This is a genomic window from Shouchella clausii, assembly GCF_002250115.1.
In the GTDB taxonomy this organism is placed as follows: domain Bacteria; phylum Bacillota; class Bacilli; order Bacillales; family Bacillaceae_D; genus Shouchella; species Shouchella clausii.
Genome location: NZ_CP019985.1, coordinates 2112508 through 2133738, shown reverse-complemented (window position 1 = coordinate 2133738; position 21231 = coordinate 2112508). Strand labels below are relative to the sequence as shown.

19 protein-coding genes are annotated in these 21231 nt (G+C 43.8%); 7 read left to right on the top strand and 12 right to left on the bottom strand.

The annotated features are described in order from the left end of the window. Positions 1 to 9 precede the first annotated feature (9 nt). Together BC8716_RS10160 and BC8716_RS10155 are read left to right on the top strand one after the other, a co-directional pair. Complete coding sequence (locus tag BC8716_RS10160; protein ID WP_094425374.1) at positions 10 to 1275, top strand: PTS sugar transporter subunit IIC; 1266 nt, start codon at positions 10 to 12, stop codon at positions 1273 to 1275. Between the two features lie 146 nt (positions 1276 to 1421). Then, positions 1422 to 2276, top strand: coding sequence for a class II fructose-bisphosphate aldolase (locus BC8716_RS10155; RefSeq protein ID WP_094425372.1), 855 nt, complete (start codon positions 1422 to 1424; stop codon positions 2274 to 2276). Positions 2277 to 3094: 818 nt separating this feature from the next. On the opposite strand, the gene BC8716_RS10145 is transcribed toward BC8716_RS10155, so the two are convergent. Then, positions 3095 to 3646, bottom strand: a complete 552-nt coding sequence (locus BC8716_RS10145) for a DJ-1/PfpI family protein (protein ID WP_094425368.1) — start codon at positions 3644 to 3646, stop codon at positions 3095 to 3097. Positions 3647 to 4029: 383 nt separating this feature from the next. Between BC8716_RS10145 and gsiB the strand changes: the two genes are divergently transcribed. Next, positions 4030 to 4431, top strand: coding sequence for a glucose starvation-inducible protein GsiB (gene gsiB / locus BC8716_RS10140; protein WP_062745611.1), 402 nt, complete (start codon positions 4030 to 4032; stop codon positions 4429 to 4431). A 142-nt stretch (positions 4432 to 4573) separates the two neighbouring features. On the opposite strand, the gene BC8716_RS10135 is transcribed toward gsiB, so the two are convergent. From BC8716_RS10135 to BC8716_RS10125, 3 genes are all read right to left on the bottom strand, one after another. After that, positions 4574 to 5419, bottom strand: coding sequence for a 23S rRNA (adenine(2058)-N(6))-methyltransferase Erm(34) (locus BC8716_RS10135; RefSeq protein WP_063844504.1), 846 nt, complete (start codon positions 5417 to 5419; stop codon positions 4574 to 4576). Between the two features lie 475 nt (positions 5420 to 5894). Further along, entirely contained in the window at positions 5895 to 6245 is a 351-nt protein-coding gene (locus BC8716_RS10130) for a DUF4260 domain-containing protein (RefSeq protein WP_094425366.1), read from the bottom strand. Beyond that, a complete protein-coding gene (locus BC8716_RS10125; RefSeq protein WP_094425364.1) occupies positions 6242 to 6670 on the bottom strand; it encodes a MerR family transcriptional regulator in 429 nt (142 codons plus the stop codon). Before BC8716_RS10125 ends, BC8716_RS10130 begins: the two co-directional genes overlap by 4 nt. 290 nt (positions 6671 to 6960) lie before the next feature. Between BC8716_RS10125 and BC8716_RS10120 the strand changes: the two genes are divergently transcribed. Together BC8716_RS10120 and BC8716_RS10115 are read left to right on the top strand one after the other, a co-directional pair. After that, entirely contained in the window at positions 6961 to 8010 is a 1050-nt protein-coding gene (locus BC8716_RS10120) for an ATP-grasp domain-containing protein (protein WP_094425362.1), read from the top strand. Between the two features lie 38 nt (positions 8011 to 8048). After that, a complete protein-coding gene (locus BC8716_RS10115) occupies positions 8049 to 9125 on the top strand; it encodes a M20 family metallopeptidase (protein ID WP_094425360.1) in 1077 nt (358 codons plus the stop codon). A gap of 55 nt (positions 9126 to 9180) precedes the next feature. Here the strand turns inward: BC8716_RS10115 and BC8716_RS10110 are convergent, their stop codons facing one another. From BC8716_RS10110 to BC8716_RS10075, 8 genes are all read right to left on the bottom strand, one after another. Further along, complete coding sequence (locus tag BC8716_RS10110; RefSeq protein WP_094425358.1) at positions 9181 to 9708, bottom strand: DinB family protein; 528 nt, start codon at positions 9706 to 9708, stop codon at positions 9181 to 9183. A 507-nt stretch (positions 9709 to 10215) separates the two neighbouring features. Continuing rightward, complete coding sequence (locus BC8716_RS10105) at positions 10216 to 11304, bottom strand: response regulator aspartate phosphatase (RefSeq protein WP_094425356.1); 1089 nt, start codon at positions 11302 to 11304, stop codon at positions 10216 to 10218. Between the two features lie 263 nt (positions 11305 to 11567). Then, positions 11568 to 13616 (bottom strand): beta-galactosidase, encoded by a 2049-nt coding sequence (locus BC8716_RS10100; protein WP_094425354.1) that lies wholly within the window; start codon positions 13614 to 13616, stop codon positions 11568 to 11570. A 22-nt stretch (positions 13617 to 13638) separates the two neighbouring features. After that, positions 13639 to 14841 carry a glycoside hydrolase family 53 protein gene (locus BC8716_RS10095; RefSeq protein WP_094425352.1) on the bottom strand — a complete coding sequence of 401 codons (1203 nt, stop codon included), beginning with the start codon at positions 14839 to 14841 and terminating at the stop codon, positions 13639 to 13641. 20 nt (positions 14842 to 14861) lie between these two features. Next, positions 14862 to 15704 carry a sugar ABC transporter permease gene (locus BC8716_RS10090; RefSeq protein WP_094425350.1) on the bottom strand — a complete coding sequence of 281 codons (843 nt, stop codon included), beginning with the start codon at positions 15702 to 15704 and terminating at the stop codon, positions 14862 to 14864. Continuing rightward, positions 15704 to 16978 (bottom strand): carbohydrate ABC transporter permease, encoded by a 1275-nt coding sequence (locus BC8716_RS10085; protein WP_169716006.1) that lies wholly within the window; start codon positions 16976 to 16978, stop codon positions 15704 to 15706. Before BC8716_RS10085 ends, BC8716_RS10090 begins: the two co-directional genes overlap by 1 nt. Positions 16979 to 17039: 61 nt before the next feature. Then, positions 17040 to 18299 carry an extracellular solute-binding protein gene (locus BC8716_RS10080; RefSeq protein WP_094425348.1) on the bottom strand — a complete coding sequence of 420 codons (1260 nt, stop codon included), beginning with the start codon at positions 18297 to 18299 and terminating at the stop codon, positions 17040 to 17042. Between the two features lie 161 nt (positions 18300 to 18460). Next, positions 18461 to 19453 carry a LacI family DNA-binding transcriptional regulator gene (locus BC8716_RS10075; RefSeq protein ID WP_094425346.1) on the bottom strand — a complete coding sequence of 331 codons (993 nt, stop codon included), beginning with the start codon at positions 19451 to 19453 and terminating at the stop codon, positions 18461 to 18463. A gap of 77 nt (positions 19454 to 19530) precedes the next feature. Between BC8716_RS10075 and BC8716_RS10070 the strand changes: the two genes are divergently transcribed. After that, a complete protein-coding gene (locus tag BC8716_RS10070; RefSeq protein WP_094425344.1) occupies positions 19531 to 19716 on the top strand; it encodes a hypothetical protein in 186 nt (61 codons plus the stop codon). Positions 19717 to 19780: 64 nt separating this feature from the next. Further along, entirely contained in the window at positions 19781 to 21226 is a 1446-nt protein-coding gene (locus BC8716_RS10065) for a hypothetical protein (RefSeq protein ID WP_157730400.1), read from the top strand. The last annotated feature ends 5 nt before the right edge of the window (positions 21227 to 21231 follow it).

Sequence of the window (21231 nt, the reverse complement as noted above, 5' to 3'; positions counted from 1 at the left end):
GGAGCCCCAATGGAGATTTTGCACTTTTTAGTAAACGACATCTTATCACAAGCGCCAATTCTCGTCTCACTCATTGCTTGTATTGGCCTCATCGCCTTAAAAAAATCAATTGGCCAAATCGTGTCAGGCACAATGAAAACAATGCTCGGTTTTCTTGTCCTTTTAGCAGGTACACAAATTATCGTAGGCACTTTGCAGTTTCTAGGCGACGTCTTCCAAGAAGCGTTTGCGATGCGAGGCATCGTCACCGATGTAGGCGCTATTGCTGGCATCGCCCAGCAAACACTTGGCCGGGAAACGGCTTTGATTATGGTCTTAGCGTTTGCGGTCAACCTTTTAATCGCCCGCTTCACACCAATAAAATACATCTTTTTAACCGGGCAAGGCTCATTGTGGATGGCGACTGTTTGCTCCGTCGTCGGCTATATGGGCGGCCTCCGCGGCCTAGGGCTCATTCTACTCGGCGGCGTCATTGCTGGATCAATGGCTGTGCTTATGCCAGCGATCGCCCAACCGTTTGTTCGCAAAATTACAGGCTCAAATGACATCGCATTAGGCCACTATTGTACACTTGGCTACCTTGTCCAGGCAGGTACGGCAAAACTTGTCGGCAACAAAGAAAAGTCCACGGAAGATATCAACTTGCCAAAAAGCTTGGAATTTCTGCAAGATACGTATTTATCGATGATGGTGGTCATGATTCCTATTTACCTCATCCCTACTATTTTTGCAGGACCGGCCTTTATCGAAGCATACAGCGACGGGATGCACTATTTAGTCTTTGCGTTTATGCAAGCGATTCAATTTGTCGTCGGTGTTTACGTGCTTCTCGCTGGCGTCCGCCTCTTCCTTGGCGAAATTGTCCCGGCATTTAAAGGAATTGCAAAGCGAGTTGTCCCTAATTCTGTCCCAGCGCTAGACTGCCCTGTGTTGTTCCCATATGCGCCGAATGCCGTAATTGTCGGCTTTATTTTCACCACCATTGGCACCGTCATCGGCATGCTGTTCTTCCCGGTTATCGGTTTAGCCATGATTTTGCCGGGAATGCTGACCAACTTTTTCGCTGGCGGCACGGCTGGCATATTTGGTAATGCAATAGGCGGATTCCGCGGGGCAGCGATTGGCGGAATTGTCCACGGTCTGTTTATTACATTGCTGCCAGCTCTTTTAATCCCCGTTCTCGGGTCATTTGGCCTTGAAAATGTCACGTTTAGCGACTCCGACGTCATTACAATTGGGATTTTGCTTGGGTACGTTTTAGAATGGTTCAAGTGAACTACCCACCACTTATCAAATATGAAAAGCTTTTCGGCTATCGCCCAACCGATAGTCATCTCCCCCTTACCGCACAGCTACGCCCTTCACACGCTTGAAGAGGGAGACTTCTTTCGGAAATATATTAAAAAAGGAGTGGAAATAGCATGTATGCAAATTTAAAAGAAACGCTCGCTTACGCGAAAGAACGAGGCATTGCCGTCGGCGCCTTTAACGCCCATTGTCTAGAAATGGTTCCAGCTATGCTCCATGCAGCGGGAGAAACGAACTTGCCGATTATTATCCAAACAACAGCAGGCACAGCCGATTATGTAGGCTATGACGTATTTGTCGCTGTCGTCAAATCTCTTGCCGAGCAACTTCCTGTACCGGTTACACTACATCTTGACCATGCCACAGATTTTGCGAAAATCAAACAGGCAGTCGATGCAGGCTATTCCTCTGTGATGTTTGACGGTTCAGCACTTCCGATAGCAGAAAATATTGAAAAAACTGTAGAAGTTAGCACGTACGCCCATCCGCACAACGTCTCCGTCGAAGCAGAACTCGGCATAATCGGCGGCGCCGAAGACGGGGTCATGATCGATTCTGCGCAAGTAAGCTTCACTCAACCAGAAGAAGTCAACGAGTTTTTACAACACGCGACTATTGACGCACTCGCTTTGTCTATTGGGACGACACACGGCCAATACAAATCAAAAGCCAATTTGCAGTTTGATTTGCTTGAGACGATCGCCAACAACCATGCACTCCCGCTGGTCCTCCATGGCGGCACAGGCGTCAAAGATGAAGATATCCAAAAATGTGTAACGAGAGGCATTGTAAAGATCAACGTCGGCACGGAATTGTTAATCGCTTGGACACGCACAGCCAAACACCAATTTGCAGAAGCCGCTTTGACAGACTCATTGCGTAACCATTTAATTCCTTGCAATGAACAAATCAAACAAGTCATCAAAGCAAAAATGGCTGTATTCGCACTGGAGAAAGCTTCGGTTTAAAACAACCTTGTAACCGAGGAGGATGCACGTGCCTCCTCCTCCCACTTCGATTAAGCCAAGTTCCAACAAATCTTTTCCAACCTTTTCCTTCCTCCAATATGCCAAGTGAGTCATCTATACGATCATATGATATGAAACTATATCTTTTTACACTTGCTATTGGTTTTACTACTTCTACAATGTCACGATCCTCACCTTAATATGTAACCGCAATCTTATCATACCTCGGCAATAAAATTCTTCTGGTTTAGGAAAGAGTATCATCTCTTTTTATCCAACGTTAAATTTACACTAGCATTTGTAATTTGTCTTCGCTCCAATCTACCTGTCATCTCTCAGGAGCCGCAATTTTAAAAATAAAGCTTTTTTTTATAACAAAGATAATAAATAATTAAAAAGGATAGGTTAATGATGAACAAAGGGGTGTGAAGAATATGAATAAGTATGTGCTGCCTCATTTGTACGTTTTCTTTGGGTACGTTATTTATTTGCTATCTGCGTTTCTGGCATTTGGCTCAATGGAAGCATTCAGTTATCATTTTTCGAGGCTATTGATTTTAATAGGCTTAATTTGGATAATCGTTTTAATTATAAAAGATATAAGAAAAAGTACAGAAAAAAGAAAGTGACCTTGGTAGCGTTAGAAGATCACATACTAAAAAACGTTTAGCCCAGATGAATGGAGTACCAGAACATTTACATCCATCAAGTCTTTGCTCTTCCCATCGAGCAAAGACTTAATGTTAAATCTCTAACTGAGGTTTTTTACAATTGTGCTAGCCATTCTTTTACGAGGGAGGCTTGCCCCCATAGTAACCTTACCGCGTCAGCTTAAGAAACTCGCGCATAAACTGTGGCAAATCATCCCAGGCGTGGCCGGAGACGAGGTTGCCATCGACATAAACGCTCTCTTTACGAAACTCGGCGCCTAGTGCTTTCACGTCTGGCTCGCAAGCGGTATACGCTGTTAGGGCTCTGCCTTTAAGGCGGTCGCCTGCAACCGCTGCTAGCACTTGTACAGCATGACAAATAGCGCCTACTGGCTTATTGTTGTCAAGAAAATGATTGACAATTGCTGCTGTGTGCTCGTGGATGCGAATATACTCTGGCGCCCGTCCCCCAGGAATGATTAAACCCGCGTATTCATCAGGTTGCACATCTTCAAAAGCAATGTGGCTGTCTAATTGATAGGATGGTTTCTCTACAAATGTCTCGTACCCTTCAACGAAATCATGGTTTACCGTATAGAGTTTTTTCACAGCAGGAGAGGCGATATCGACCTCAAATCCTTCTTCAAGAAAACGGTAATACGGATAAAACACTTCAAGCGCCTCTACAGCGTCCCCTGTCAAAATGAGCATTTTAGCCATTTGTTCACACACTCACTTTCGTTATTTTTTCATCCGTTTTTTGTCTTCCACATGCAAAACATGCCAAAACACGGCCATCTTCTTTAAATAGTGTCTTAGCGATTACCCTTTCGCGAAACAAGAAGCGATTTCCTTCCTAATGAGACAGGTTTACAGCAGAATGAATCGTTAGTTATGACGCTGAAAACAGCGACGCTATGTAGGATCCTACCATTCTTCTGCCCAAAATTTAAAACGACAGACTTACACAAAACCCAAAAATATACAATAATAGAAATGAAAGATACTTTATTAGGATAATTAGAGTAAAATGTAACCAAGGGGGTTTTAATTGATTTCTATGAGGTATACAAATACCACACCACTTAAAGGAGGAATTAAAAATGGCACAAAACAATAACCGCAACAATAATGGCAACAACGGAAAAATGAGTGTTGAGGAAGCAGGAAGAAAAGGCGGAGAAACAACAAGCCGTAACCACGACAAAGAATTCTATCAAGAAATTGGCGAAAAAGGTGGAGAAGCCACTAGCCGCAACCATGACAAAGAATTCTACCAAGAAATTGGCGAAAAAGGCGGAGAAGCCACTAGCCGCAACCACGACAAAGAATTCTACCAAGAAATCGGTGAAAAAGGCGGTAAAACGACTAGCCAAAATCATGACAAAGAATTCTACCAAGAAATCGGCAAAAAAGGTGGACAAACTACTAGTCAAAACCATGATAAAGAATTCTACCAAGAAATTGGTCAAAAAGGCGGACAACGGAACAGCAACAACTCATAAGCGAATGGAAAAGAGAGGTGGCCGCCTCTCTTTTCGTGCTTTTAACCTGTTCCGCGCCCGTTGGTTCTTTCCTACTTATTGTAGCAAATCCCCGTAGTCAGCGTCTATATTTCCTCACCATTTTTTTCTTTAACATTCTCTCTTATCTCTTTCGCCTTGGCCAATACACTTTTGGAACATGCCGAACCATCGCGTCACAAACCATCGCCCACTGCCTGGCATGAAGCATGGCCACTGGTGTCTCAGGTTTGACGCCGATTGCCTGCCGCACTTTTTTTGCTTGAGGGGCGGTAAAAATTCCTCGTAATACCTGATCAAGGGGTGCTCTAGGGTTGTTTAGTGCGTACGATAAAAAGTCATGCATCGCTTTCGCCTCTTTATATGGAAAAAGGGGATGCTGTTTGCGGACAATGCGGACAAGGGCAGAATCGACTTTCGGCGGCGGCGAAAATGAACTTCTGGAAATTCCCCTTTCATAGTGGATGTCAAACCACATATGCCAAGCCATCACATAAGCGTCTTTCGGCGAAACGCTTGTAAACCGCTTTGCTGCTCCTTTCTCCATTACAATTGCCCCTCGTTGTAGTTTGTTTTTTGGATTGTTTAACAGCATTTTCATGATTGCCGTTGTGATCGAATAAGGGATGTTGGAAACAACAACAAACGGTTCCGTTGGCAATGCCACCTTCATAATATCTTGATGGAGAATGGACACGTTTTTTGACCCAACTAGTTTCCATTGCAGCGCTTCAATACATTTTTGGTCATACTCGACGGCTAGAACCCGGTCCGCGCGTTCGCTTAAAATCGTCGTCAACGCGCCTTTTCCTGCTCCCAGCTCTAAAACCGTATCACGAACAGAGACGTCAGCTTTATCAACAATTTCCTTCAGTAGCCGTTTATTGTGCATAAAATGCTGACCGCTAAAATTGGGAGGTTCTCCACGGCTAAGTTTTTTCCCATTATACTTGTTCATTTTTTTCGTCATGGCTACTCGCCCCTTTTTCATTTTTTTAAGCTCTACCTGCACAAAAAAAGCCGCAGACGAAAGCGTCTGCGGCTTAAAGTAAACGAGAACAAGAATACGCCCGAAGCGCATTTCGCAAACAAACGTTTGCCAAAATACGCCTACAACGAACGTTTAGGCACACAAAAAAGAAAGGCAGAACGAGTCCCCTTTCTTCACATTTCACTATTGCATATTTGTTCCATGAAGAATTATTAAAAATGGGCAGACTGCTCCCGTTTACTCTGCAAGCAAGCAGAGCTTTGAACATATAAAATTACTTGTTCAAAACGAGAAAACGCAATCTTATGAAATGCATATTTTTAACAATCCTCCAGTTGTTTTGACTTCATTACTCGTTTACCATACATGAATATCACGAAAAAGTCAACGTAATTTTCGTCAGGGGAGCAAGCTTTTGGTAATTGACAAACTTTCATTCACAACTTGCCTCCATTTATAGTCTTTGTATGTGAGTGTTTTTAAACGACTCTTGATACTTTAATCCAAAGCCAAAAAGTCTATCCATAAATATATGAGCGATCCAAATGATAGAGATAAGAAGTAAATTATCGTTTGAAAAATAGAACGAAAAGAGTGTTAACAGTAGCGGGAGAGTAAAACTGTGGCCTATATTATAAACGGTTGCCCCTATTTTTTCATTCAGTGCATAACCAATCATTGTTATATCAGGAACGAGAAGAAGGACAAAAAACAACCAAATTGGAAAGCCTAGCTGTATATAAATATAAAAACAAAGCGCAAAGGCCACTCCGTTTTCAACACGGACGATTTGACTAACAGTCATGATATCCCCCTTTTTTGCATGCTTTCAAAGAACACGACGATCAATTCTTCAATGATGGCTTTATTTTCTGCATATTTCTCTTCCTCTATTAGCTCTTTAAGTGTCTGCAATACTTTTAATGCGTGTTGGTAAAACTGAATTTTTTCCTCAAGGTCGCTTACTTTTTGCTCGAATAACGATGTGGTTGAAAGGTTACATTCCGTTGATATTGCTTTTCCTTTTAACATTAGCAGTTGTTGAATTTCTTTTATCGTAAATCCCAGCTGCTTCAACACAATGATAAGCTGTAGTTGTTTTTCACATTCTTCATCATATTCCCGATACCCATTCTCTCGTCTATTAGGCTTCAATAGATTCTGTTTTTCATAATAACGAATCGTATCAGCTTGCATTTGATATTTGTTCGCAAAATCTTTGATTTGCATACGAACCTCCCTCCTCCTCCAGTACAACAATAACATTGGAGTAACGTCCAAGGTCAAGAGTAAAACCAACTGCCCCTATTTAAACCTTGACGAGCATCCTTCATAGATACTTCCCCTTTCGCTGAGTTACATAGAATTTGAATGAATTACCAACAACCTATTTATTTACAAAAACCTAGTCTTAAAGGAACCTAACATACCATGATCAAAGAATGAGTTAATAACAATATGATTTAAATATGAAATCCGGGGTATAAAACTTTCAAACGTTTAAGAAGGAGGCAATTGCCATGAATATATTACTGACATCAGGTGCTAGACGAATTGATTTTGTTGGCTTCTTTCAAGAGGCTTTAAAGAAAGCAAACATAGAAGGGAAAGTAATTGTTGCCGATCCAGAGTACAACGCCCCTTCTTTACAAGTAGGAGACGAAAACTATGTCATTCCCCACCAAACCGACGAGCATTATATAGAAGCAATTCTTACCATTTGCCAAAAACACAACGTTGATTGTCTTGTGCCATTAAATGATTGGGAAGTGCCAAAAATAGCTGCACACAAAAAGGAACTTCAAGAACAGGAAGTCGCTGTTTTTGCCCCTGACCAATCAGTCGTGGACAGCGTCCGCGATAAAGGCAACTACCGGCAATTGCTGAGCCCTATTGGCGTGAAAGCACCGAAATCATATTGCTCGATCGCAACTGTGAAAGCTGCCCTCGCTAACAATCAGATAGCGTTTCCACTAATGATCAAGCCCCGCAACGGCTCTGCTTCAATTGGCGTGGAAACGGCACATAAAATTGAAGACATTGAACATGCATACCATCACGCCGTCAACACGGTAAAAGAGTCGCCATTAGACGATGCGACCGCGAAAGAAGCAGAAAATAACATTTTAATCGAGGAAATTATCGAAGGTGATAAATACAGCCTGGACATATTCAATGACTTAGACGGCCGCTTTTGCGCGTCGTTTATCCGCAAACAACTGCAAATGAGAGGCGGCGATGTAGACCGGTGCATAACCGTCCATCAACCTGAGTTGGTTGAGATTGCCCGCAAAATGGGCGAGCATTTAGGTCATGCTGGCTATATGAATGCCGATGTGTTTTTCAATGGCGATGATTACTATGTCATTGACATCAACCCTCGATTTGGCGGAGGTTATGCGTTTTCTCACCACGCTGGTGCTGATGTTCCTTCCGCCATTATTGCCCTTACAGCAGGGAAGACTGTCAAAGAGGAGTGGCTGACGACACGGCCCAATCTTGAACTTGCTCGCCATGACATCGTTGTCCCAATTGAGAAGACATTTTCAAAACTGCATCCAAGTCGGTGATCGAGTATCATACTATTTGCGAAGTTAGGAGGAAAAACATGGGGGACCCAATCCCGTTGCTAAAGGATTTAATTCGCATAGATAGTTCAACCAAAGCCGGAGTCAACAAAGCAATTGCTTTTTGCGAAAAGTGGCTGAGCGAAAAAGGGTTGCCAGTCGAACGGCTTGTTAACAACGGTTATTCTATGCTTATCTCTAGCATTGGAAGCGGGAGCAATACCATTGTGCTCAATGGCCATATTGACGTGATTGAAGGCCGCCGATCCCAGTTTACTCCATACACAAAGGAAGGAAAAATCTATGGGCGCGGTTCGGCGGATATGAAAGCCGGTTTAGCCGCAATGATGGAAACAATGGCAGAGTTAAACGGCGTGCCCCTCCCTTGGCGCGTTCAACTTCAAATCGTCCCTGATGAAGAAACAGGAGGCCTTTACGGCACCAACTACTTAGTAGAACAAGGGCACAGAGGCGATTTCATCATTTGCGGCGAACCAACAAACATGGGGATCGCCATTCAGTCAAAGGGCGTCTTGCAGGTTGATATTCACATCAAGGGAGAACCTGCACACGGCAGCCGTCCTTGGGAAGGCAATAACGCCATATTAAAAGCACATGCACTCTATGAAGCCATTCTTGAATTGCCGTTCGCCCAAGAGGTAGCGCCTCCCATGTTCAAAGAACCGTCTATTAACCTTGCGAAGTTAAAGGGAGGCACCGTCTACAACAAAGTGCCTGACCAATGCGACATGTCACTGGACATCCGCTATTTGCCGGACCAATCGCCTAGCGAGATTTTGAGGCAGATTAAAGGAATCACGGACGGCGTCGTGCGCCCACATATTTGCAATAGCCCTGTCAAAACAAAAGCAGACAATCCATTTGTCAAAGCGCTCGCGGACTCGTTAGTGGCGCAAACACAATTGGAAAAGGCGACACTTTACGGGCAACATGGCTCCAACGACGGGCAATTTTTTACGAAGTACGGCGGAAATGCCGTTGAGTTTGGCCCCGTTGGCTATGACTGGCATGGCGATAATGAAATGGTCTATGCAGATTCAGTCAGGCAATACCAAGCAGTCTTGATTGATTTCTTGAAAAACGGTCAATCTGACTGAACGTAACAGTACGAAACTGTATCTAAAGGTTGAGCAAGCAGTACAACGCTGCTTGCTACTTTCTGTTTAAGATGCCTAAATACGCATGCCAAGGCCCTACATCATCCCTGTATCGTTCCGCCATAACGCGCGCTATTTGGGCAATATGCGTAAAATCATGAACGACCCACGTCGACAGCAATTCTCTTGCTTTGACACGGCCAAATGCAGGATGAAAACCTGTCTTTTCATAATCGAAGCCGTCGCCAATCCACGTTTTCAATGTGTTCACATTGTTCAGCCGCACGTTTTTAAAATCGGCCAACGCTTGTGCTACTGGACGATTATCTCCACTACGCAAGTGAGAAAAACGATCAAATTCAGGGAACGGCTTGCTTTCCCCTTCATGAATAATAAAAGCCAATCTTGGCAGCCAATTATGCTTTTCCGCTTCAATAAGATGCTCTACTACTTCTACAGCATTCCATGTACCTTCCCCCTCATCGAAGTGCAGCCATCCTTCTGACAAACCCGACAAATAATGAGCAAGTGTGTCCGGCGTGCGCTCAAGTACCTCGATCGCCTCTTCAACCTTAAAATTCAAACCGATCCCCCCATTTCAGTCCATTGCGGACCAGAATTTGTGACTGGCAAAACAGTGGTTTATATATACGAGTGAGGGCATTTCTAAGTTTCGTTAACAACATGTATCTAGTTAAGTAGGAAAGATAGGCAGAACGAATCTACATTAAATTTATATAGAACTGTATCTCTACACGATGAGCTTATTATGCGAATACATACATTTCTGAAATGATTAAGAGAAGACTTAAACCAATCATAGAAATAAAGCTTGTTACCAAATCAGGTTTATAGTTTCAAATACCTTTTTCAATAAGATGACTCCTACCACTATTGCAAGGAATTCAATCTTACCAAAACCCACCTATTTTTTGTGTGTTACTGTTTTAAAATTAAAAAAAGACCTGCTACTAAAGGCAGGTTTCTTAACTAATTTCTACTTTATCATTCGGCTCAAATTCTCCAGTTGCAAAGCTATTTACTCCTGCTAAAAGAGTTAGAACCAGTACGCTAAGTGCTAGAAACTTTTTCATTGTTGGTCATCTCCTAACGTATTTTGGAATAGCCGAGCTTTGTAAGCTGCTTTTAAATATTTCAATGTCAATTTGTCATTTCCTTCTTTTTCTGCAAAATTAGCTGCTTCTTCCGCTACCTCAGCCACTTCAAAGTCCAAGCCTAATTTGTTGAGGTCATCGATTGCTGTATCAACTAAACTGTAATCTTTTTTGATATGCAATCCTTCTGTTGCCAGACATCTTGCCATGTATTCATGATTTTTGTAGTATTTAGCGCCTGCATGAGCCGCTTTAAACTGCTTTCTTGCCTCATCATGGTTACCTTGGTTGAAAAGAACATTACTAAGATTATATGTTGTTTTAGCTCCAACCGCTGCATCCTTGTGCACCTTAAAAGACAAAGCTTGTCTAAAGTAAAATTCTGCCTGGTTGTAATCTTTAGTGCCAAGTTTATTCAGCCCTAAGGATCGATTAATTAACCCCAGCATTACCTCATTATCCGTGGCCTTTTCCAAGGCATCTAGTAAGATGTCCTCTGCTTTTTTAGGGTTATGCAACTCTTGATAAATACCTGCTAATACAATTTGGCAATTTAATAATGGCTCAGTATATTCAAGACGATCAAAGATAACCTTTGCATGTTCAATATGAGAGGCAGCTACAAGGTATTGGTTTAATCTGTAATAAACTAGCCCACTATATTGATAAAACTCAGCTTCTTCAGCCTCATCGTTCACATACTCTAACAAGCGCTGAGCTTTATTAAAAAGCTTAATAGCTGATCTATAGCGTTCATTGACATACTCGCTTTGACCACTAACAAAGTAATAGAGGTACTTTAACATGTTGTCAATTTTAGCTATGTGTTCAATATTCTGAAAATCAGCCTGTAATTCATTTTTGTTGTATCTATTTATCAGCATGTCATGCCTAAATTCAACTAAAGAATAGTAGGCCAATATCTTATCATTGTCTTTCATCTCACTTAGGAGTTGCTTGACTTCTTCTTTAAGCAAAATAGCTTGATCATGAGACTTAGCAATTACACAACTATACCACTCAACAATTTTCGCCCCAGCTTTTTCAGCAGTCATTAATGACATCGTATCACCTCTATCAATATATAATACTACTAGTATAGACGATGTTTTCCGATAATGTAAGTTAATTGGATATTTCCCAACATCAAATAATTTCTTTCCCTCTTATTTCTACCTGTATAAAAAAGGAAGACCGGCAGCCGTGTAGGGCTATCGGTCTTATGTGTTGTTTTACTAGTAATACTCGAAGCAGCTCATTATATTCGTTATAGTGCAGCATATTTATTATGCTCAAAATCCTCGAATGAGCCTCATCTCTTTTACAATTAGATCGCTTCGATCACGACTTCCCACCCATATGGGCGAAGCGTGACTTGATCAATCGTTTCCCCGTGGATCGTCTTCTTTTCTCCATTTAGGGTAAGACGCTTTTCGTCTTCGCTAAAGTTCATGAAAAACGTATAGGCATATTCGCCGTTCGTCCTTGTTTGCACGCTTACCCCTGTCGGAAGAGACGCTACGACAGAAGGCGCAAGCCCGTTTTCGCTAATGAGTAGCTCGTAAAAAGCATCGTAGAAGCGTTGTTCATTAGCCGACGCCATATAATAAGCCGTTCCCTTGCCTAGTCGGTTTTTCGTGACAGCCGGTGTTGGCGAGCTGCCGCCTTGAAAGGCAGCGATTGTTTCAGCGCCTTTTAGATGGATTCGTTCAATAAATGAATGGGCGTCGTACGTATCGCCATTCCACGTGAACGGTACAGTTTCATGTTGGTACAAACTGTCAATTTCTTCAGCCCAAACGCCAAGCACGGGCTTTAATGGACCAGGGAAACCGCCAAGGAAACATAGATCGGTTTCATCTACAATACCACTCCAGTACGTAGCAATAAACGTACCGCCATTTTTGACATATGCTTCGATTCGCTCAGCCACTCCCGGTTTGAGCATATAGAGCATCGGGGCAACGACCATTTTGTAAGTGGAAATGTCATCGTTCATTGAGACGACATCGACTGGGACACCTTGTTTCCAAAAGCTTCTATAATGGCTTTGTACTTGGGTGGCATAGCCTTTGTCGATATTGTTCGTTGCTTGGGCATCATCAATCGCCCACTGGTTTTCCCAGTCATAAATGATTGCGACATCTGCTTCTATGGTCGAACCAGCAACGGGAGCCAACTGTTCGAGCGTTCGTCCCAGTTGAGCGACTTCTTGAAAAACGCGTGTATGCTCATGGCCGACATGGTCTACGACGGCGCCATGAAATTTTTCAGAAGAGCCTCTGCTTTTGCGCCATTGAAAGTAGAGAATCGCATCCGCCCCGTGGGCAACGGCTTGCAATGACGATAACTCATGCATGCCTGGCTTCTTGGCGCGGTTCACATCATGCCAGTTAACAAGGCTTGGCGTGCTTTCCATTAACAAAAACGGCTGCCCGCCTTTTAAAGAGCGGTAGATGTCATGAACAAAGGCGACGTCTGCTGCAAGTGCTTCCGTCGATTGCTTTTCTCCGTGCCAGCCCGGATAACTGTCCCAGCTAATCACATCTAATTCATCAGCAAATTTTCGGTAATTCAGCCCAAGAAACGGCCGCATATGGGGGTAATTGCCCATAAAATTCGTTGTGATCTTGATTTCAGGCGTCAACTCGCGGAGCGGCTCAATTTCATTCCGATAAAAATCAATCGTCTGGTCAGTAACAAATCGCTTCCAGTCTAAATTATGGCCGTGGATCATCGATTCCCCATGGGGGGCAGGCGACTCGATTTGTTCCCAGTCTGTATACGTATGGCTCCAAAAACCAGTCCACCAAGCTTCGTTTAATTTCGCCAAGCGATTGTCGTAACGGCGCTTTAGCCAAGTTCGAAATGCGTCTTGGCAATAGTCACAATGGCAAGCGCCGCCATACTCATTCGAAATATGCCACATTTTCAAAGCTGGATGGCCTTTGTAGCGCTCTGCTAATTTGCGGTTTATTTGCTTGACTTTCTGGCGGTACACAGGGGAAGTGAAACAGTGGTTGTGACGCTGTCCATGCAAATTCCGCCGTCTGTCCGCTTCGACACGGAGCACTTCCGGATAGGCTTTTGACAGCCATGCCGGCCTCGCTCCACTTGGCGTAGCCAGGATTGCATGGTAACCTTTTTCGGCAAGACGGTCCATAATGTCATCTAACCATGCAAACGTATAGACTCCTTCCTCTGGCTCAATCGCACTCCAGCCGAAAATATTAATCGAAAACGTGTTGCAATGAGCGAGGGGCATTAAACGGAAATCTTCCTCAATGATTTCTGGCATGTGCAGCCATTGATCAGGATTATAATCGCCGCCATGCATCATCCCTTCCACTGTTGGGTGTACTGGTGGATATTTCATTCTCCTACTCCTTCTCTTCTTGTCATTTCAGTTGGTTTACTAAATGGAACACATCTAATGAAGGCAATGCTTCTCCATTAAAATTAAACATCGCTTGATTGTCCCAAGCATTGCCAACTTCCCCTTCTGTTTGGATATAGCGCATTCCGGCTTCGTTCGCCCAAGAGGCGCCAGACACTGGAATCCAAAGTGGTTCCCAATAATAGAACCCTTCTCCTCCTGCCGTGTGAATCGTCGCCATTAAATCGCGCAAGTAAGACGCTTGCCCTTGCGGTGATGCTGGATAACCGACTAGCTGTGCGTATTCACATGAAAAGATATTATCTAAGTTGTCGCCATTGTCTGTCGTAAAGCCATATGCTGTTTCGACGACATTGACGCCTTTGCCATAATCGTTAGTAACAAGCTCCATTACTTGTTTGAGCTTACTGAAATCCCCATCCCAGTAAGGATAGTAAGACAACCCAACGACATCAAAATCAACGTCCCGCTTCCCGATCTCATCGAGCCACCATTGAGCCATATCGATATCTCCGCCTTCTGCTAAATGAAGCATCGTACGGATACCCGGGTCGCAGTCTTTCACGGCAGTAAGCCCTGCTTTCAACAATGCGGCGAGCCTATCAAATTCACCGCCGCCTTCTCCCCAGCTTTTGCCGTCAGGCCATAGCATTCCGGCATTAATTTCATTGCCAACTTGGACCATTTCCGGAATGATCCCTGCATCCTTTAACTGGCCAAGCACATTTGATGTATGGTGATAGATAGCGTCCTTTAATTCCGGAAAACTGTAATGTTCCCAGCTTTTTGGCTTAAACTGCTTCCCTGGGTCTGTCCAAAAATCACTGTAGTGAAAATCGAGCAACAGTTGAAAACCATAGCTATGGGCGCGCTTTGCCAGATCAACGGCGCGCTGTCCATCAACAGTCCCTCCGCCATACGGGTTGCCGTTTTCATCGTAAGGATCTACCCAAATGCGGATACGGACAGCATTTACGCCCTTTTCCTGCAACAATACGAGTGGATCAATTTGTTCTCCATCGGCATAATAACGCCCGCCGTTTTCCTCGATTTCTGGCAACATCGAGATATCGGCTCCTTTAATAAAGCGATCATCCAATCCAGCAATTGGTTCAACTGTAACCGCTGCTTTCACATCCGCACCTCCAAATAAAACGATACTAACTAGCAATACGACAAACGGCCATTTGCCACGCAAACTCAACTTCCGATCATCTCCTTCGTTTATCCTTTGACGCCTCCTTGTGTCAATCCAGAGACAAACTGCTTTTGCAACAACAAGAACATGAGGGCAACAGGAATCGAAATCAACAACGCCCCTGCAGCAAACATCGTATAGCTTGCTCCCATTGGATTGGACACCAAATTATAAAGGCCGATTGGGAGTGTATACATTTCCGGCGAACGGACAATGACGCTTGCTAAAATAAAGTCACCTAGTGGGCCTGTGAATGAATTGATCGCAACAACAGCAAGTATCGGCTTCGCAAGGGGCATAATGATTTGCCCATAAATGCGAAAATGGCTTGCGCCGTCCATCCGTGCCGATTCGTCCAAGTCCCGGGGAATCGAATCAAGATAGCCTTTTAACAAAAACGTATTCATCGGAATTTGCCCGCCTGCATAAATCAACACTAATGCCCAGTGGCTATTAATTAAGCCGAGCATTTGTGCCAGCACAAAGATCGCGATCAAGGCAGAGAATTGCGGGATCATCTGCAAAAGCAAAAACAGCATCAAGCCATTTTTTCTTCCCTTGAAGCGAAACCGGGAAAACGCATAACCAGAAAAGCTAACAAGCACGAGCGTTAACGCCATCGTAAGGAGGCTAATTTTTAGTGAGTTGAGGTACCACTGAACGTAAGGGTGCGACTCCTCCCCAAGCAAATGGATATAATGGGCCAGCGTTGGATTCTCTGGAATTATGGACGTGCTCATCAAACTATTGCCAGGATTAAAGGAAGCCCCGACTGTCCATACAAGTGGATAAGCAATCACAATGACAACACTAACCAAAATGGTATAAGTCACAAACAAGCGAATACGCCTTTTCGCATGAACGGTCATCACATCATATCCTCCTCTTTAAAGGAGTTTGTACGCTTAAATTGCCAAAGGGCAATCGCGATAACAAAAATCGACAGCAACATCGTGATCGCTGCGGCCAATGCATACTGGGATGACTGCATCGTCAGTTTGTATATCCACGACACAAGAATATCGGTGCCCCCTGCTGTTGAGCCTGGCATTGGTGGGCCTCCGCCATTAAACAAATAAATGATGTTGAAATTGTTAAAATTAAACGTATACTGCGTAATTAAAATCGGGGCAATCGAATAGAGCACAAGCGGCAATGTAATCAAGCGGAATTTCTGGATAAAGCCGGCCCCATCAATCGTCGCTGCTTCATAGAGATCACTAGGAATCGCTTGCAAGACGCCTGTCGTCATAATGAACACAAACGGAAACCCAAGCCACATTTGCATAATAATTAACGCGACACGACTCCAAAATGGATCATTCAGCCATGGCAACCCGTCAATCCCTAAAAACGCGAGAATTTGGTTGTTAATCGCCCCAAACGAATCATTAAACAAGCCAGCAAACACAAGAATCGTTACAAACCCTGGCACCGCCCAAGGGAGAATGAAAAACGTTCGGAAAAACGCTTTCCCCCGTACATCGCGTTGATTTAATAAAATCGCCAAAAAAATGCCCAACGCGCATTGGAGCGTTGTCGCAACAAGCGTCCATACAACTGTCCAGCCAAGCACATCAAAAAAAGTCGACCGCCAAATCGGGACAGAAAAGATATCACGGAAATTTTTCAACCCCACCCAATCGAACAAGTTGGCGGGTGGAGAATGGTATAAATCATAATTGGTAAAAGCAATCGCCAAGCTGAACAAAATCGGAAAAATCACCGTAAAGATCAGCAGAAAAAAGGCAGGTGAACTCATCAAATAGGGAAAGCTCGCATCGAGCAGATGATGGTACTGGCGGCGAATCGAATGAAGCTCAAGCCCTAAGTCACGGCGTTTTCCGTTCTTCACCGCATCTTTTATCATGAAATAGTAAAAAGCAAGCCCAAACGCTGCCACAATGACTGCAATAATTCCTTCCGCCAACAAAAAGACGGAGTTATCTCTAGGCGTTTGCACGCCTAGCGTCGCTAATCCCCAAAACCCCATATTAAAAATGTCTTTAAATACAAACAGAAAAGCTGCACCAAAAAGGAAGAAAACCGTTCCTTTTGCAAATTGCTTATTGTACATCTGCCCCATTCCGGGGATAATGGCGAGCATCCCCGCCACGAGCGCATGGTTCGTGGCAGGCTTCATGTTCGGTTGCTCGTCAAGTTTCACGTGCTTCACCTTCTCTTTTAATAGAGGCGTTCGCTCCTCAGTTTTGGCTATGGTTCGCTTCGATTTGCGACTCGATTGTTTGAACTGCTTCTTCTAATGCTTCCTGTACATCAGTCCGTCCTGTCGCAATCAACCCTAACGCATTGTCAATTGGCGTCCACACTTCGGCCATTTCTGGATTGTTCGGTGTCATTGTCGCGTAAAGGCTTTGTTCAGAAACAGCTGCCGCATGCTCGTCTTCAGCAATGGCTGGGTGCTCCACTAGCGAGGTGAGCGGCGGTATTTCCCGCGTTTGTTCAAAACGGTCCAATGAATTCTCTTCATTTGTCAAAAACTCAACAAACTCTTGCGCCAGTTCTGCATTTTGAGAATAAGAAGAGACATTATAGCTTTTTACTCCTAAAAAGGAACTCATCGGCTCGCCATCCGCCAATGCAGGCAACGGCAATACACCGTAATCGATGCCAGCTCGCGCATATGGCTCAAACGACCAAGGTCCAGAAATGACCGCAGCCGCCTTTCCTTCAGTAAACAAAGAATCAAGCACATTAGTCCCTTGCTCACCAACAATGCCAGCAGGAAACAGCCCTTCTTCAAAAAACGTTTGAATGTACGTGCCGCCTTCAATCGCCCCTTCATTGGCAAGCCCGATATCGTTCACGTCATACTGCCCATCTTCATTTTGCGGGAAAATATAGCCGCCACCTCCGCCGATTACGCTCATGGCATAATAAATTTCATCCCATTTTGCCACAAATCCATATTCGCCTTCAGCAACTCTCTCTTTCGACAGCTCGTACCATTCATCAAGCGTCTGCGGCGGCTCATCTACCAGTTCTTTGTTATAAAAAAGAATCGTTGTCTCAACTGCTTTTGGCAATCCGTATACTTCTCCGTCAACCGTTTGCGAAAGCAGCGACTCTTCCGTAAAACGGCCTGTCACTTCATCATCGACCTCTAAAGGAGCGAGAAGCCCTTCGACGACAGCAGTGCCGATCTGGTCATGGGGAATCGTCAATACATCCGGCCCAGAACCAGCAGGACCATCCAAACGCAAATCTTCTAACTGCCCGCCATACTCTTTTTCAATCACTTCAATTTCGATTCCATGCATGTCTTCAAAAGCAGCAACAGCCTTTTCAATGCCAATTGCTTTTTCAGCGTCTTCCCAGATCACCAATTTATCAGCAGATGTCCCACTAGCACTTTCCTCAACATCGCCGTCTTCTTGTGGTCCACAAGCTGCAACGGTCAGAACTGCACCACTAAGCAACACCATGCGCCAATTCTTTTTCATTTGTCATCCCCTCAATCAAAAAAGTAACCGCTTTCTTATAAAATAACAACATTCACGAAAAAAGTAAACTTATTTATACATATATATTTAGTAAAATATTTTACTCAGTTACAAAAAAAGAGCCCTTAAGGACTCTAGAGGTTATCGACAAAGTCGATTACTTAGCTAGTACTTTTTCGAAAGATGGGGTTACATGACATGAGCACCGTCTTTGGAGAAGTCCTTTTATCGACAAACCGTTCCAATAACAAGTCAATCGCCGTTTGGCACAAAAGCTTTACATCAATCCGAAAGGTTGTCAACGGCGGTGAAACATATTGGGCGATGCTGGCGTCATTTATACTAAAAACATTTACCCGCTCCGGCAAGGCAATCCGTTCCTCATTTAAAGCTTGCAAACAACCTACAGCAAGGGAGTCGCTTGCTACGCAAAATGCTGTCGGCAACTGGTCTCCAAGGGAGTGGATCGCTTGTTTCATCAGAGCATAGCCTTCATTTACAGCATATTGGTCGCCAACAAACAAAAACCGTTCATCGAAAAGCCCTTTTTGCTTCATATATTCTTTAAAGGCACGCTCTCTGCGATCAGGAATATAACCGCCACAATCGGCGTCAAAATCATTGCCGCCAATATAACCAATCGCTGTATGGCCATTTTCAATGTAATAATCAATCATCCGTTCAATCATTCTGCGGAGATGGGGCCGTACAGAATCGAAATGGTCTTCATCAGGCGAGGTATCAATAAAGACCACGTCATTTGTTAATGTACGAATATAGTCTAGTTCACGCTTGCTAAAACGCCCAATGCAAATGACACCTTTTGTTTGCGGGTCGATCGCCTCAATTCCATCACCGATCGAATACGTTGTTAAGTTAAGCTGCCGTTCGTTTGCCTCCTCCTCAACGCCTTTCTTCACTGTTTGAAAATAAACGTCCTGCAAATCTTCTTTTTCCGTAATCCAATACAAGAAAGCAATTTTTTTTAATGAATGTTTAAATCGTTTCTTTGTATAGCCTAACCGTTGCGCGGTTTCATACACCTTTTCCCTTGTCTCTTGCGTCACAGATAAAGTGGGGTCTTGCTTTAGCACTCGCGAAACTGTCGTAATAGAGACACCTGCTTTTTCAGCAATCTCCTTTATCGTAGCCAATGGGCTTCCCTCTCTCTATTCATCATTTCTACCGTCTAGTATAGAGAGTCTATCAAGGAGAAGCAATTTCCGCCTGAATGCAGCGCCTGGCACACGCCTATTTGTTTGGTGTTTTCGTCGATGTCATTTATTTGATAACAAGGCTTTCCACTTACCCAGTGAAAGCGTTTTTATTTGAGCTAGTGACCGTTCTCTTCGGTCATTTGTACTACTTGGCTCCTTCTTTTTTTAGAATAACAGGCATTGCTGGTGAATACGATTAAGTTGTGCTTATAGACATGTGTATTCGCATGGGCCAAAAGGCACATAAAAGAGAGGATGATGATCTTGCTAACGTATCAAAATTTGAACGGGTTTGACATGGTCTATGCCGTCTCCCAACAAACGATTAACGCTCAACTGCAGTTACTTTGGGCAATGGACATGTTGCCAACAACATGGAAAGCAGAAGCAGCAGAGGGACTCTATTCGATTGATGCTGAGCTGGGATGTCCCGTTGTTGACTTTAACACAGGGGACAGCTCGAGCCGAACAGCAAAACTAACGATGCCGTTAACCAAAGCAAACTTTCATTACGCGAAAATTGTGATGGAAGACGGAAAGCCTGCCGTTGTGCAAACAACAAAAGAGCTTAGCGGCAGCAACCTCTCCCTTTTTGTCAATATGAGTTTAGCAGAATTGGCTTCCACGTATCAAAACCAAGATTCGATTCCAGACGAAGTGAAACGGCAACTTGAACAATTCGATACGAGCATGTTCAGCATTCAGCATTTGTTTCTTAATTTCGAGGACGCGAATCTATTAAAGTCATTTGATTTTCAAACAAATGGCGCTATTCCCACTGACCAGCCAGAATTGACTGGCCAAATCCGAAACCTTGTGGAAGCCTTTATAGAAACGATTAAAGGCAACGACAACCCTTATATTTTCGGTTACTATGCAGTTGACAAAATCAGTGAGCCATCGCAAGCGACTTGGCAGCCTACAGGATGTACGTACTCGATTTACTCAGACGCCCACTTTGCATCACGCAGCAGCATTAACTATTTGCTCGTAACAGACCATAAAACCGTCCCAGGCAGCGGCGCAGGAATGTTCCCACATAATTGGGTGATGAGCGATAAGGTAGAAGGCAGTTTTGTGCTGTCCCAAGCCCTTGTAATGGACCCATTACTCCAATCATTAGCCAACGTACTATCTATAGATAAAACGCAATTTTCCCCTACAAACAACAATCAATTTTTTGTGTCTTTTGAGAGCCGTTTGGATAAGAATACCAAAGGAAAAACCACTTGCACGCTTGTTCCCCTTGTAGGTACCAAGCAAATGGCTGTTCATTTTAACATTGACTACAACACAGACATGCATGATCTGGCCGGCTCTTATATCGGTTACGTCGACGGCACGATCAAATGGACGACAACACTCACCTTTGAAGTCGACACGATCAAAAGCAGCGTCAATGTATCTGCCGAAAATTCAGAAGTCATTACAACAAAAAAAGACCATCCAAATGCGCTTGGAAAGTTTGAACATGCCCTTGCTGTTTTTGCTGACTTTATCATCACCGTCTTTACATTTGGCCAAGTGGACGACGTCTTTCAGGACCTTATTCGCAAGGATTGGCAAAAAACAATTAACACAGGATACAGTACACAAATGAACAGCATGAAAGCACGGGCGATCTTGCCCGGCGGCTCAGAAATCATGTTTAAAGATGCCCAGTTTTACGATAATGGTTCGATGATTGTCGCAACAACTGTTAAAAATTAGCTCAA